The 15,426-nt window shown below is 39.9% G+C and carries 13 protein-coding genes; 10 read left to right on the plus strand and 3 right to left on the minus strand.

The genetic code is table 11. The features are described from left to right. Positions 1-36 precede the first annotated feature (36 nt). Both AC1TO5_RS13210 and AC1TO5_RS13215 read right to left on the minus strand, forming a co-directional pair. On the minus strand, positions 37-1,095 hold the full coding sequence (locus AC1TO5_RS13210; protein WP_482063290.1) for a TlpA family protein disulfide reductase: 1,059 nt from the start codon (positions 1,093-1,095) through the stop codon (positions 37-39). A gap of 106 nt (positions 1,096-1,201) precedes the next feature. Further along, positions 1,202-1,963 (minus strand): AAC(3) family N-acetyltransferase, encoded by a 762-nt coding sequence (locus AC1TO5_RS13215; protein WP_482063291.1) that lies wholly within the window; start codon positions 1,961-1,963, stop codon positions 1,202-1,204. A gap of 259 nt (positions 1,964-2,222) precedes the next feature. Here AC1TO5_RS13215 and holA point away from each other — a divergent pair, with 259 nt between their 5' ends. Then, on the plus strand, positions 2,223-3,269 hold the full coding sequence (holA, locus tag AC1TO5_RS13220) for a DNA polymerase III subunit delta (RefSeq protein ID WP_482063292.1): 1,047 nt from the start codon (positions 2,223-2,225) through the stop codon (positions 3,267-3,269). Between the two features lie 373 nt (positions 3,270-3,642). Here the strand turns inward: holA and rpsT are convergent, their stop codons facing one another. Further along, positions 3,643-3,915 carry a 30S ribosomal protein S20 gene (rpsT, locus tag AC1TO5_RS13225; RefSeq protein ID WP_482063293.1) on the minus strand — a complete coding sequence of 91 codons (273 nt, stop codon included), beginning with the start codon at positions 3,913-3,915 and terminating at the stop codon, positions 3,643-3,645. Between the two features lie 190 nt (positions 3,916-4,105). Here rpsT and gpr point away from each other — a divergent pair, with 190 nt between their 5' ends. The 9 genes from gpr (at position 4,106) to dnaK (ending at position 15,314) form a co-directional block, all read left to right on the plus strand. Further along, positions 4,106-5,110, plus strand: a complete 1,005-nt coding sequence (gpr, locus tag AC1TO5_RS13230; RefSeq protein ID WP_482063294.1) for a GPR endopeptidase — start codon at positions 4,106-4,108, stop codon at positions 5,108-5,110. 275 nt (positions 5,111-5,385) lie between these two features. After that, complete coding sequence (locus AC1TO5_RS13235) at positions 5,386-6,516, plus strand: stage II sporulation protein P (RefSeq protein WP_482063295.1); 1,131 nt, start codon at positions 5,386-5,388, stop codon at positions 6,514-6,516. A gap of 39 nt (positions 6,517-6,555) precedes the next feature. Continuing rightward, the gene (locus tag AC1TO5_RS13240; protein WP_482063296.1) at positions 6,556-6,996 is read left to right on the plus strand and encodes a hypothetical protein; all 441 of its coding nucleotides are present in this window, start codon (positions 6,556-6,558) and stop codon (positions 6,994-6,996) included. Between the two features lie 469 nt (positions 6,997-7,465). Next, positions 7,466-9,283, plus strand: a complete 1,818-nt coding sequence (gene lepA / locus AC1TO5_RS13245; RefSeq protein WP_482063297.1) for a translation elongation factor 4 — start codon at positions 7,466-7,468, stop codon at positions 9,281-9,283. A gap of 246 nt (positions 9,284-9,529) precedes the next feature. Then, positions 9,530-10,693, plus strand: a complete 1,164-nt coding sequence (gene hemW / locus AC1TO5_RS13250) for a radical SAM family heme chaperone HemW (RefSeq protein WP_482063298.1) — start codon at positions 9,530-9,532, stop codon at positions 10,691-10,693. A gap of 103 nt (positions 10,694-10,796) precedes the next feature. Next, on the plus strand, positions 10,797-11,267 hold the full coding sequence (locus AC1TO5_RS13255; protein ID WP_482063299.1) for an N-acetyltransferase: 471 nt from the start codon (positions 10,797-10,799) through the stop codon (positions 11,265-11,267). Between the two features lie 144 nt (positions 11,268-11,411). Continuing rightward, on the plus strand, positions 11,412-12,437 hold the full coding sequence (gene hrcA, locus AC1TO5_RS13260; RefSeq protein ID WP_482063300.1) for a heat-inducible transcriptional repressor HrcA: 1,026 nt from the start codon (positions 11,412-11,414) through the stop codon (positions 12,435-12,437). A 32-nt stretch (positions 12,438-12,469) separates the two neighbouring features. Further along, complete coding sequence (gene grpE, locus AC1TO5_RS13265) at positions 12,470-13,057, plus strand: nucleotide exchange factor GrpE (protein ID WP_482063301.1); 588 nt, start codon at positions 12,470-12,472, stop codon at positions 13,055-13,057. Between the two features lie 421 nt (positions 13,058-13,478). Continuing rightward, positions 13,479-15,314: a molecular chaperone DnaK gene (gene dnaK / locus AC1TO5_RS13270; RefSeq protein WP_482063302.1), complete on the plus strand. Its 1,836-nt coding sequence runs from the start codon at positions 13,479-13,481 to the stop codon at positions 15,312-15,314. Positions 15,315-15,426: the final 112 nt, after the last annotated feature.

A 15,426-nucleotide genomic window follows, 5' to 3' on the forward strand; every position in this document is an offset into this window, starting at 1 on the left:
CCCACGTCGTAAATATTGATTGTGTGGGATAGCTCTTTACTTATTAATGTCGCGGATAGCTTTGTTCATACTATCAAAGCTAATTGCACCAACCTGCTGTTTTCGTATAATACCCAGCTCATCCAAAATGAATGTTGTTGGATAGGCGTTTACTCTGTAGCGCTTACTAGCTACGCCTGCTTCGTCCAATAGGATAGGGAAGGTTAGTTGTTGTTCGTCCACATATCGCTCAATGTCCGCTATATTGCGCTCTTGACTCGTTACATTGACCGATAATATGACAACATTATCATCTTTATAATGTTCATAGAGCTTCTCTACATGGGGCATTTCTGCTTTACATACACGGCACCATGTTGTCCAAAAATTAATGATAACCTTTTGTCCGCGATAATCTGCCAAATTTACAACATTCTCTTGTAAATTAGTAAGCTGAAAGTTAGGCGCGCTTTGATCTGTTCGAATACCTATGACTGCTTGGTTCTGTTCATCTACAATTTGATTAGATGTTTTCTTCGAGAAGCGACCGTCTTGGATCTGGCCATGTATCATACTACCTACTAAGCCAATAACAAGAGCGAGTGAAAGTAGCTGCACAGTGTAGCGTGCAGTCATCTTTCGCTTTGAATTTTCTAATAATAGTAATAGCACGACCGAAAGTAGAAATGCTACATAGTGAATAAGCTGAGTAGAGCTAGACAATACAAGCTGTGCTCCGAAAAAGATTAGTGACCAGCCTGCAAGCATGATCACGATAGAGGCAGCTGTTTGGCGAGTACCTGCAATACGCTGATAGCGGTAGCCCATATAACTTATTGCAACGAACGTAGCTAGCCAGAATCCCTTCGTACCTCCATCGAAAAATAGTAATGATTGAGGATAACGAATGACGCTCATCGGATCGAAGAGAAGAAGACTGCCCTTCCAAATCATTATCCATAAGAAAATGGAATTCCAAGCATACGACAGCAGTAATTCCCTGTCTACATTACCTCTGCTTCTAAGACGTATGGCTAGCACTCCAGCAATTCCCGCCATTAAATATACGAGTAGGTCCATATTTAATACTAAAGGACCGAGCTGCAGATTTGGCATTTCATACTCTCCCTTCTTCGATGGCATATCCGATTATTAATCATCCTTCATCGGCTGCGTATCCGATCAATCCCCACTTTGTTGTAGTCACAAACGCAATGTCTGATCAATCACTTAGCGGCTCATTGTCTGAAAATAAATCTGGGTCTTTCTGCAGCATAGTAGTTAATACATCGGTAAGCTTCACAGTGTCGCATACCCACATCTCGGCATCACCAAATTCAGCTAGATAAATCGCTCTTTGCTGCTCAAGAATTCCTTCTACTTTCCAAAAATGCTCTGACCATGGTAAGCCATGGTGTCTGCGAGATGGTACTTCTATTTCTGTTCCATCAGGTAAAATGGTATACAGCATTTCATGACCATCGGTGAGTCTTCCTGGTATATCAACCCATTCCTCGATTCCATGAATGAATGTATTCCTTTTTTGGTCTACTCCGACTAATAATATTTTTGCTTTCCGATCTAGTAGCTTGCCCCATGCTGATTCGCGATGGCAAGGTGTATCGAACCGCTCGTCACCTGCCACGAATGAAGCTGCATCATGACCTAAAGCAGCAACGGAATGGGTTGGATGGTATGACCGAAGTACATTTTCGCGCTGGCGAAACAGTTCAGGCAGAATTCCTACACATACGGGAGATGATTCTACATAGAATCTAGGATTATTTGCGTTAATATCGGCCCATGTATGGGTTGGCAAAACAAGAAGTCCTTCCTGCATATATTGTGACAGTGCATCGAGAACGGTATCTGCTCCGCCTTCAACGTCACCGATACTTTTCATCGAGGAGTGCATGAGCACGGTACCCAATTTATGAATACCTGCCCGTTCAAGTTGTTCGATTAAACTATGTTTCGTATGCATTTCAATTCCTCCAATGTATAAAATAGTGAAAGCCTCGCTACCATTATACCTAATTATGCCGGTACAAACGACCTTCATTATAATAGATAGATTGAAAGAAAGCTGCTTGTTCAGCAGAATAGATCAATGATTGCACTTTTAGTTGGACAGTGTTACACTTTGTGTCGATAAAACGAATGCTATAGCGTTTCCGCTATTGAATAGTAGGTTGTTATTAGCCGCATTTATATAAGAAAATACATATTTAGGTGGTGATCAGGTGGATGCAAAAGATGTAATCAAGGATGTTCAAAATGGAAACTATAAACCATTTTATGTTGTGTACGGAAAAGATCGTTATCGTATGGAGCAGTTTATTGAATTGGTGAAAAACAAAATATTCACTATAGAAGAGCAGGGTATGGGGATTATTAAGTTTGATACATCGGAGACACCATTGGAAGAAATTGTACTAGAGGCAGAGTCTCCATCATTCTTTCTTGATAAAAAACTCATTATTGTACGTGATAGTTCAATTATGTGTGCTGCAGTTAAGGAAAGTAATAAGATAGAGCATCGTGCAGATTCTTTATTGAAGTATATGGAGTATCCGCTAGAAAGTTCTATTATTATTTTTGCAGTATACGCTGAAAAGCTAGATGAACGTAAAAAGCTTGTGAAGCAGATGAAGGAAAGAAAATGTATTGTTCATTTTCCGGAGCTAGATCATACTCAATTGAAGCAATGGCTTACGAAACTAGCTAGTGATCAAGGGAGAGTCATGCAAGTTGAAGCTGCCGAGCTATTGATTACCCGTGTTGGTGTATCGATGCAGCAACTTTCACAAGAATTGAATAAGCTATGTCTGCATGTTGGTGAAGATGGAACGATTACGGAGCAATTAGTGGCACAGCTAACAACGACCACTGTAGAAGAGGATGTATTCGCACTAGTCGATGCTATCGTCAATATTAAGCTAACGGATGCACTTTCTATGTATCGGCAATTATTAATTCGTAAAGAAGAGCCGATCAAGTTAGTTGCCTTAATTGCTCGCCAATTACGAATGATGCTTCAGATTAAAGAGCTAGAGCAGCACCACTATAGCCCGCAGCAAATGGCAGGCATTATTGGTGCCCATCCATATAGTGTAAAGCTTGCAGCTGAGAAGGCACGACATTATGAAATAAAGCAATTAGGTTTGCTATTAAGTTCGTTAGCTGATCTTGATTATGGGATGAAAACAGGTCAAGTGGATAAGGCGCTGGGCTTGGAGTTGTATATACTGTCACTGGGAAGCACATATCGAATGCAGTTCTCTCATTGAGGAAGTTCAAAAAGCGGGCTTTGATAACGATGGGTATGCTAACGAAGCTTAATCGACATCGCATTTGAAACGAACTTGGAAAGTACGGTTCGCGTGTACGTAATCATGTACACTTGCGCTTCCGCCTTTCTCAAGTAGCGTCTCAACTGCTCGGTTCTGAAAGCCCACTTTTTGAACCTTTATTTAAAGTTTCGGGAATTTGATCGCTTGTGTACTCGTGCCGTACACGTTGCTGGGTTTTGTTTCATAGTATTGGGATTAGTATGCTCATGTAGTGTATTTGACGTTGAATATGAAGTGAACTTATAACTAAAAATAAACATAAAAAAATCCTCTCCTTGAATAAGGCGAGGATTTTATCGTTCATTAGCTATTATGCTTGAGCGCTAAGAGCGTTCAGTCTTTTAGCAAGACGAGATTTTTTACGAGCAGCAGCATTTTTATGAATTAGGCCTTTAGTAACAGCCTTGTCCAATTTTTTTGAAGCATTGATCAAAGCAGATTTAGCTACTTCAACATCAGTGCCTGCGATTGCTACATCAGCAATTTTAACTACAGAACGAAGTGCAGAACGTTGAGAAGCGTTCAAAGCGCGACGTTTTTCATTCGTTTTAACACGTTTGATAGCGGATTTAATGTTTGGCATGGAATTCACCTCCTAGACTAGTCAAGCGTTTCTTTCCAGAAACCTTATCAACACAACTTAAAATATATTATCATGATGGATTCTAAAAAGCAATAGCAGGGCGGTTCTTAATCAATAATTTCAATATTGCATGAAAAGGATATAGATCGCTAACAATATGTTTATTACGTATTGTGAAGGAGCGAAAATAATGAGTTCAATCGATATGCAGCAATATAATGTCCGAACGGATCTCGCATTAGAAGCTGTTGAGATGGCAGTTGAGCTAAGTGGTGATGCGATTACCGGTGTTGAGATGGAAACGGTTGAGGATGATGGGATTAAGATTACTAGACTACATGTTCAGGATCAGGCTGGTTCTGATGCAATTGGGAAAATGATCGGGCATTATGTCACTCTTGAGGTGCCAGAATTACGCAATGGGGATACTACATTACAGGATCGAGTTGCGACATTTATGGCAAAGGAGTTTGAACAGTTTCTCATTCGTTTAAACATTCCAAAAGACGCAAAAATACTTATTGTTGGACTTGGCAATTGGAATGTCACACCTGATGCGCTAGGTCCGGTCGTCGTAGAAAATGTGATGGTGACGCGACACTTCTTTGAATTAATGCCTAGCGATGTTGCACCTGGATATCGACCTGTAAGTGCAGTCTCGCCTGGGGTATTAGGTATTACAGGTATTGAATCCAGTGAAATAGTGAAAGGGATTGTCGATCAATCAAAGCCTGATGTCATTATTGCAATTGATGCTCTCGCTTCTAAATCGATTGAACGAGTAAATACGACGATCCAAATTGCAGATACGGGGATTCATCCTGGTTCAGGGATTGGCAATAAACGAAAAGGTCTTACTTACGAGACGCTGGGCGTTAAGACGATTGCGATAGGGGTGCCAACGGTTCTCTATGCAGCTACTATTGTAAATAACACTATTGATCTAATGCGCAAGCATCTCGCCGAAGAAAATGGGGATAATGATCGCATATTTGGTTTATTGAACAAGATGAGTGAAGTGGAACGGCTAACATTTGTTAAAGAGGTATTAGATCCAATCGGACACAATATGCTTGTAACGCCGAAAGAAATCGACGAATTTATCGAGGATATTGGAAATATTATTGCGAGTGGATTGAATGCCGCTTTGCATGAAGCGATTGATTCTAGTAATGTAGCAGCCTATACACATTAATTCGAAGGAAAGTTAAAAAGTGACTAATGTTGGCTGACAAGCGATATATCAATTAGGTGCGAATAAAAGTTGTAAATGAAAAGCGACCAAAAGCAATAGCTGTATGCTACTGTTTTTGGTCGCTTTTTTGGTTTGCGCATCATTGTGAGAAAGCCACTTAAGTTAAGTTGTATAAATTTATACTAAATGAAAGATTTTGTTCTACTATATTATGTTGTTTCATAGAGTGTTAATAGATTACTAGACAATGTAGTAGAGAGAAAGGGAGACCTATAATGGAAAAAAGATTGACGATTCCGCGCTATGAACAAGACTGGAACGAATGGAATGAAATTTGGAAACATGCAAAGAGATTTATAATATTGGTATTTCTAACAATGCTTGCTGTAGTTGTCATTGGCGCAGGGGCATTACTACGAGTTAATTTAGCAGAAGCGAATACTCAAACGGAATCTGGACTTACTCTTCAAGTGGAAAATCAATATGTACATGCAATGCTAGCTGAGGAGTTACCTATATATGCTTCATATCAACCGACAAAATTATCTTTATTGGATCAACTAGGTCAATGGCTATTAGAACAAATGTCAGGTAGCAGAGTAAGTGATCCTAATATAGCTGCTATTGACGATCATCGATATACTGATCATGGGCTTGACCAACAGCAGATGAATGATCTACTTGACGAATGGAACGAACCTAATAATAGCGGCGACATTGAAGCCATTACACCTATAGAATCAACAGTACAACCAAGTAACACTACTCAGGCGGAAAATGATGACAGTGTAGTGTTTATCTATCATACGCACAATCGTGAGTCGTGGACTAATGAGGTTGAAGAAGGAGAAAGCAATGCTAGCTCTAAATCGAAAAATATAACTTTAGTCGGTGAGCGTTTAGCAAAGCAGCTTGAGGAACGGGGAATGGGCGCAATGGTGTCTAATACCGATTATCCAACTACCATTCCTAATTATGAATGGAGTCACAGCTATAAATATTCGAAAAAGACGGTAAAAGAAGCTATTGCTAGTAATGATAATCTCAAATACTTCTTTGATCTGCATCGCGATTCGCAAGCCCGTAAATATACAACGGTAGATATTGATGGAGTTAGTTATGCCCAAGTATATTTTGTTATCGGGGAACGTAATCCTCATTGGAAAGAAAATGAAGCATTTGCTAAGCAGATGAATGAAAAAATAGAGGAGAAGTATCCAGGTTTATCCCGAGGTATATTAGGGAAAACTGCTGCTACTGGTAACGCGGAGTACAATCAATCTCTTGCCGATCAAAACGTATTGATTGAGGTGGGTGGTGTAGATAATACGCTAGAAGAATCATACCGTACAGCTGACGTGCTTGCTGAAATCATCGCTGAATTATATGAAGAAAGTAAAAAATAGCTGGGATTGACAATGGATTAGAAGGGATGGGTGAACGAGATGTTTCGAGGTAAAGCTTGGAAATGGCTATTAGTAGGAAGTGCTATGACAATTATCATCCTTTATATGTTGGAAATGACTACAACAGGCATCGAGCGTGTATACGGACCTTTAGCTCCATTACAATCGGTTGGGCTGCAACCCAATGAAGCGTATCAAGCTCCAACTACGAATACTGAGCGTTTAGAAACGACCATCATTGATCCTTCACTTTCGCCCATTGATCAAGAGATTGCCGCACTAGAACAAGAAGTAGCTCGCTTGAAGAAGCAAACTTTGGAAAATGAAAAGATGCAGCTGCAATCCCAATTACTCTTGAATGAAGCTTCGCAGCAACCTGCTGTAAACCGTCTAGCCGATACAACTTCGGGCGTACTGCAGAATGCATCGAGTTCTGGGATGCAGTACATCGCCCAACTCTTCAGCAAAGTCATAAATTAGGTAATTCAAAAAGTGGACTTTGATAACGATGATTAGCTTCGGAGTTTATTCGACGTCGAATATGAAGCGAACTTGGAAAGTATAGCATAAGCTTCCGATGTATGTTTCTTGCAGAAACATTGTAGGTCCGCGTGTACCAAACACGTACACTTGCGCTTCCGCCTTTCTCAAGTAGCGCTCCATTTTCTCGATTCTAAAAGCCCACTTTTTGAATTTTTATTGGAAGGGAAGTTCAAACCTTCATTGAAAGTTTCGGGCATTTGGCCGCTTGTGTACTCGTGCCGTACACGTTGCTGGGTACATAGCTTAGTTAGCGGCGAAATTGAATAGAAATCGGTCATATTTCAATCAAGCGATATTCTTCCAGAATATCGCTTGAAAAGTTTTCAGTCTTGTCCATTGATGTACCTTACGCTTACTGTTATAATAGGTTGATTGATTTCATACAAGGAATGTGTGGGGGTTTAGCATGACCGACGTTCGTGAAAGACAGAAGAAAATTAGAAACTTTTCTATTATCGCTCATATTGACCATGGTAAGTCAACATTGGCAGACCGATTATTAGAAATGACGGGTTCGTTAACATCCCGTGAAATGCAAGCTCAGTTTCTCGATAATATGGATTTGGAACGTGAGCGCGGAATCACAATTAAATTACAATCGGTTCGATTATCGTATCGTGCAAAAGATGGAGAAGATTACATTCTTAATCTCATTGATACGCCAGGGCATGTCGATTTTACATATGAGGTTTCACGTAGCTTAGCTGCTTGTGAAGGGGCATTGTTAGTCGTGGATGCGGCACAAGGGATTGAAGCTCAAACTTTGGCCAATGTATATTTGGCATTGGATAATAACCTAGAAATTCTTCCGGTTATTAATAAGATTGATTTACCAAGTGCAGAGCCTGAGCGTGTTAGGCAAGAGGTAGAAGATGTTATCGGGATCGATGGTAGTGAAGCTGTGCTTGCTTCAGCAAAAGCAGGAATCGGAATTATTGAGATTCTTGAGCAAGTTGTTGAGAAAGTACCAGCGCCTAATGGTGATCCTGATCTACCGTTGAGAGCACTAATCTTTGATTCGCATTATGATCCTTATAAAGGTGTCATTGTAAATGTGCGTGTAATGGACGGTGGAATTAAAGCAGGTCAGAAAATTCGCTTTATGGCGACAAAAGCGGAATTTGAAGTGCTCGAGGTTGGCGTATTTTCGCCAAGAGCTACAGTCATTGATGAATTACGTGTCGGCGATGTAGGTTTTGTTGTAGCGGGCGTTAAAAATGTTAAGGATACTCGTGTCGGTGACACAATTACTAATGCAAGTAAACCTGCATTAGAGGCTTTGCCAGGCTATCGTCGGATTAATCCGATGGTATACTGTGGTCTTTATCCGATTGAATCTACAGATTATAATGCACTTCGCGATGCGCTTGAAAAGCTTGAACTTAACGATGCTTCATTGCGCTATGAACCAGAATCTTCAACAGCGCTAGGTTTTGGATTCCGTTGTGGTTTCCTTGGACTATTGCATATGGAGATCATTCAAGAACGTATTGAGCGTGAGTTCAATATCCCGTTAATTACGACGGCGCCGAGTGTTATTTACCAAATCACGTTAACTAACGGTGAGCAGTATAATATTGACAATCCATCTAACTATCCAGAAGTTGGAAAATTAGATCATGTTGAAGAGCCTTATGTTAAAGCGAGTATCATCGTTCCTAATGATTTTGTGGGAACTGTTATGGAACTTTGTCAAAACAAACGCGGTGAGTTTGTTAATATGGAGTATTTGGATGAAAACCGAGTTACGATCATTTACGAAATGCCGTTAGCAGAAATTGTATATGATTTCTTTGATCAATTGAAATCAGGTACGAAAGGCTACGCATCATTTGACTATGAGCTGTCTGGCTATCGTCGCTCTAATCTTGTGAAGATGGATATCATGTTGAACGGAGAACAAGTTGATGCATTGTCTGTCATTGTTCACCGTGATCGTGCCTTCCATCGCGGACGTATCATTTGTGGTAAGCTTAAAGGGCTTATTCCAAGACAAATGTTTGAAGTGCCTATTCAAGCTTCGATCGGAACGAAAATTATTGCTCGTGAGACAGTAAAAGCGATGCGTAAAAACGTTCTTGCAAAATGTTATGGCGGTGACATTAGCCGTAAACGTAAATTGTTAGAGAAGCAAAAAGAAGGTAAAAAACGTATGAAGCAAATCGGTAACGTTGAAGTGCCTCAAGAAGCTTTCATGGCTGTTCTGAAGATCGACGAGGATTAATGGAATAACATACACTTCATTGTAAGATGAAGTAGCTATTGAGGGTTGCCCAATCGTCGTTTCGAGGAGCGATAATGGGCAGCCCTTTTTATATTTTAAGTGAGTGCTTACGAAGCTACTTTTCGTTTTGCAAGAAGTAGTTTATGTAGAGCAACGAAAAGTTTTAGGTGAATGCTTACGAAGCTACTTTTCGTTTTGCAAGAAGTAATTTAAGAAGGTTAACGAAAAGTTTTAGGAGGGTAGCATATGCAACCGATACCAGAAGCGTTATATATTCACATCCCATTTTGTACGAATAAATGTCACTATTGCGACTTTACTTCCTATATATTGAAGGGACAACCAGTTGACGCTTACTTAGATGCGTTGGAGCTTGAGATGCAACGAACAGTGGAAATCTGGAAGCCAGAAACAATCAAAACCGTATTTGTTGGTGGTGGTACACCTACGGTATTAACACCTCCACAGATGGAGAAGTTTCTTGCTTCTGTAAGACGTTGGTTCCCACTTGCTAATGATGTAGAATTTTCGATGGAAGCTAATCCAGGTACAACGGACAAGGATAAGCTACAAGCGATGTTCGATGGTGGAGTCAATCGTCTTAGCTTCGGTGTTCAATCATTTGATAACGAGCTGTTGAAGCGGATTGGACGTATACATGAAGTAGAGGATGTCTATCGTAGCCTAGAAAATGCGAGGGCAATCGGTTTTACGAATATGTCGATTGACTTAATGTTTGGCTTGCCTGGTCAAACTGTGGAATTATTAGAAGATAGTGTGCGTAAAGCGTTAGAGCTTGATTTGCCGCATTATTCACTTTATAGTTTGAAAATAGAAGAAAATACATTGTTCCACAAGCTTTATGAAAGTAATCAACTCGTACTTCCTCATGAAGATGATGAGTTTCAGATGTTTCTACTATTGATGGAGCGGATCAAAGAACGTGGCTATAAGCATTATGAAATTAGTAATTTCGCTAAGCCTGGTTTTGAGAGTAAGCATAATTCTACCTACTGGCGGAATGAGCCTTACTATGGGCTAGGTACTGGTGCACACGGCTATGTCAACCGAGAACGTCATGTTAATATTAAAGGCGTACAGCCTTACATTGAAGCATGCAAAACGAAGCTACCTCGTCTAGATCAATTTGAAGTATCTGAGCAAGAAGCGATGGAAGACTTTATGATGGTTGGCTTAAGACTGGCTGATGGCGTGAAATCCTCCGTTTTCCATGCACAATTCCCTAATGAGACACTAGAACATCATTTTGGAACGATAATCAAGGATCAGATGGAAAAAGGGCTGTTAGAACGTGTAGAAATACAAGACGATGCGATCTATCGATTGACGGATAAAGGGTTGCTGCTGGGTAATGAAGTGTTTGCTGCATTTCTTGAAGATCGGGAATAAAATAGTGAATAAATAGGATTGCATAATCTTCCGAAATGATGTATATTCATTCATATTGACTGTATAATTATGAATGAGTATTTTTTCGGAGGTGAAGGCAGCAATGCAAACACTACATGTATTATGTAGAAATGCGACATCGAATGATGTTGATTCTTTGTATCAATTAATTCAGGGTTACGCTGAGAAAGGAATTATGCTGCCTCGTTCGAAGGAAGCACTAATTCGTAGTATAGATACGTTCGTTATTGCTGAAGTAGACGGACAATTTGTTGGATGCGGAGCATTAACAAGACTTGGCGAGGACTTAGTAGAAATTCGTTCATTAGGTATGACCGAAGGCTATAAAGGATATGGCATCGGCGGAAAAATTGTCGACAGTCTCATTGAAAATGCGCAAGCTCAAGGCATTAGCAAAATTATGGCCTTAACATATGCAGTATCTTTCTTTTTGAGAAATGATTTTCATGTTGTTGAGAAAGAGATTTTTCCTGAGAAAGTTTGGACAGATTGTATGAACTGTCCAAAGCTTCACGCATGCGATGAAATCGCAGTCATGAAAAAAATACTATAAAATATTAAGATAAATGCCAAATCGACTTGACAATAATCAGACCGATTTGGTATTTTTGTATTAACGATTAGCACTCGGAGTTGATGAGTGCTAACGAAATGGTTTATAATAGATTTATCAGCCTAGTGAATGGAGGAATGTGAAGTGCTAACAGAACGACAAAGGTTGATTTTAAAAGCGATAGTGGATGACTATATCCGATCTGCTGAACCGGTCGGATCAAGAAGCATTTCCAAGCGCGATGATATTGGTTACAGTCCAGCTACCATTCGTAATGAAATGGCGGATCTTGAGGAACTTGGATTTCTGGAACAACCTCATACATCTGCAGGCCGTATTCCTTCAACAAGAGGTTACCGTTATTATGTAGATCATCTGATTAATAAAACTGAGACTTCGGAAATTGATCATTCCGTCATTCGCTCTTTTGTAACTGATGAGATGAATCGTATGGAACAAGTTATTCAGCATGCAGCACTTGTATTGTCTAATTTAACGAATTACACATCGATTTTACTTGGACCTGAATTATTTACTAATTCATTACAGCATTTTGGTTTAATACCATTAACCGATACGTCCGCAGTCGCGATTATAGTGACGAATACGGGGCATGTTGAAAATCGTACGATCCAATTGCCTCAAGGGTTATCGATGGACCAGCTACAGCAGGTTACTAATATTTTGAATGCTAAGCTTGCAGGAGTGCCGCTATTCCATTTGAAAGCGAAACTTTATGCTGAAGTAGGTCAGGAATTAGAACGTTATGTAGGCCATTTTGAAGGCTTACTTAATGTCATCGATGATGCATTGAAACAAGGGGACGAGCATCGCGTATTTATGAGTGGTGCAACGAATATGCTAATCCAGCCTGAGTTCAAGGATGTTGATAAGGTTAAGACGATTCTGGATATGCTAGAGGAGACACCTACAGTCATGAAGCTGTTTTCTGCATCTCCACAAGGAATACAAGTTCGCATTGGATCTGAAAATGATCATATAGCCATTACAGATTGTAGTTTAATTACGGCAACTTATGCGCTAGACGGAAATGTGCTTGGAACGATTGGAATTCTTGGCCCAACAAGAATGGAATATGAAAAAGTAATTCGTTACTTAGATCTCATTTCCAAAGATGTGGGTACAGCAATGAGTCGTTGGTATAAATAAGTAGGTCCGAACTAATTCAAGGAGGTGATAGGGTGAGTACGAATGAGCAAACAAAAGAATTCGTTGATACTGCTGCTGAGCAGATCGATTCAGATATGAATCATGATGAAGTAAATGAGACTACCCAATATGCTGCTGAAGAGCCGCAAATTAATGAGGTGACTGAGGCAGATTCGCAAACAGCTGAATTGCTAGCGCAATTGGATGAAGCAGGGCAAAAATTACTTCGAGTTCAAGCAGACTATGATAATTTCCGTCGTAGAACTCAAAAGGAAAAAGAAGAGCTTGCGAAATATGCATCATCTAAATTAGTCGAAAATTTACTTCCAACTGTTGATAATTTTGATCGAGCTATTACAGCTTCTGCTGCTAATCAAGACTATGAAGCTTTGGCAAAAGGCGTAGACATGATTTTCCGCCAACTGATGACGATAATGGAAGCTGAAGGCTTAGTAACGATGGAAACGGTTGGTCAACCATTCAATCCTGAATATCATCAAGCAGTTATGACTGTAGAGACTGATGAATATGAAGAGGGAATTATCGTTGAAGAGCTTCAAAAAGGATTTATGATTAAGGACAAGGTAATAAGACCAGCAATGGTAAAAGTAAGCGGGTAAGGTAGTTCAAAAAGCGGACTTTGATAACGATGATTAGGCTAATGTAGGTTAGTCGCGTCGAATATGAAGTTAATTTGGAAAGTACGGTTCGCATGTACCAATTACGTACACTTGCGCTTCCGCCTTTCGAAAATTAACTCCATCTTCTCGGTTCTGAAAGCCCGATTTTTGAACCTTTATTTTAAGGGAAGTTCAAAAAGCAGACTTTGAACCTCTATTGGAAGCTTTGAATAATTGACCGCTTGTGTACTCATGCCGTACACGGTGCTGGGTTTCGTTTCAACGTAGTTTTTTGAACCTCTATTTGAAATAAAGTGCTTCAAGAAATATACAAAAAAAAATTAGATTATGCTTTCGAAGTAACTTTTTATTAAAGAAAGTATCTCGAGAAGCGCCAAAAAAGTTTTAGGAGGAATTTAAAATGAGTAAAGTTATTGGTATTGACTTAGGTACAACAAACTCTTGCGTTGCGGTTATGGAAGGCGGAGAAGCGGTAGTAATTCCAAACCCAGAAGGTAGTCGTACGACTGCATCTGTTGTAGGATTCAAAAAAGATGGTGAGCGTATTGTAGGTGAAACTGCAAAACGTCAAGCGATTACTAACCCTGATCGTACAATTATGTCTATTAAGCGTCATATGGGTAGTAACCATAAAGAAACAATTGATGAAAAAGAATATTCTCCTCAAGAAATTTCTGCAATCATTTTGCAAAAGCTTAAATCTGATGCAGAAGCTTATCTTGGACAGACTGTAACTCAAGCAGTAATTACAGTTCCTGCTTACTTTAATGATAGCCAACGTCAAGCTACAAAAGATGCTGGTAAAATTGCTGGCCTTGAAGTACTACGTATCGTTAACGAGCCTACTGCAGCAGCACTTGCATACGGTATGGAAAAATCAGAAGATCAAACGATTCTTGTATATGATCTAGGTGGCGGTACGTTTGACGTATCTATTCTTGAACTAGGCGATGGTTTCTTCGAAGTTAAAGCGACAAGCGGTGACAACATGCTTGGCGGTGACGACTTTGACCAAGTAGTTATTGATTATATTGTTTCTGAATTCAAAAAAGAACAAGGTGTAGACCTTTCTAAAGATAAATCAGCTGTGCAACGTCTAAAGGATGCTGCTGAAAAAGCGAAAAAAGAACTTTCAGGTGTACTTACAACGACGATTTCTCTACCGTTTATTACGATGGTAGATAGCGTTCCTCAGCATTTAGAGTTGAACTTAACTCGTGCGAAATTCGAAGAAATTACTGCTGCACTTGTTGAACGTACAATGGTACCAGCTCGTCAAGCATTGAAAGATGCTGGTTTGTCTACAAGTGAAATCGACCGTGTTGTACTAGTTGGTGGATCTACTCGTATTCCAGCTGTACAAGACGCAGTTAAAAAACTTATCGGTAAAGATCCTCATAAAGGCGTTAACCCGGATGAAGTTGTTGCACTTGGTGCTGCTGTTCAAGCTGGTGTATTAACTGGTGAAGTGAAAGATGTTGTACTTCTAGACGTAACTCCATTATCTCTTGGTATTGAAACAGCTGGTGGTGTGTTTACTAAAATGATCGATCGTAATACGACGATTCCAACTAGTAAATCTCAAGTTTATTCCACATATGCTGATAACCAACCAGGTGTAGAAATCCATGTTCTACAAGGTGAGCGTTCAATGGCAACAGGTAACAAAACATTAGGTCGTTTCCAATTGAGTGATATTCCTCCAGCACCACGTGGAGTACCACAAATCGAAGTTACATTTGACATCGACGCGAACGGTATTGTTAATGTTTCTGCACTTGATAAAGGTACAGGTAAGAGCCAAAACATTACAATTACATCTTCTGGCGGTTTAAGCGACGCTGACGTTGAAGCGATGATGAAAGAAGCAGAACTTCATGCTGAAGAAGATAATAAACGTAAAGAACTAGTTGAAGCGAAAAATAGCGCGGACCAACTTGTATACCAAACAGAGAAAACATTAAAAGATCTTGAAGGTAAAGTTGACGAAGCTGAAGTAGCTCAAGCGAACGAAGCAAAAGAAAAAGTTGTAGCAGCTCTTGCTACTGACGAGCTTGAAGCGATCAAATCAGCTACTGATGCATTGATGGAAATCGTGCAACAATTGTCTACAAAGCTTTACGAACAAGCAGCGCAAGCTGAAGGTCAAGGCGAACCAGCACAAGAAGAAGGTTCCGCAAAAGGTAAAGATAATGTTGTTGATGCTGAATATGAAGTGGTAGATGACAACAAGTAATACGTAATGGGTGAGAGGTCGAGGTGGGCTAACCCTGCCTTCGACCTCTCTCTGCTTGTTACCTGTGAACACGATGATTATGCGAACAGATAACAATATTGCACTTATATTA

This window comes from Paenibacillus sp. Y930 (genome assembly GCF_056786375.1).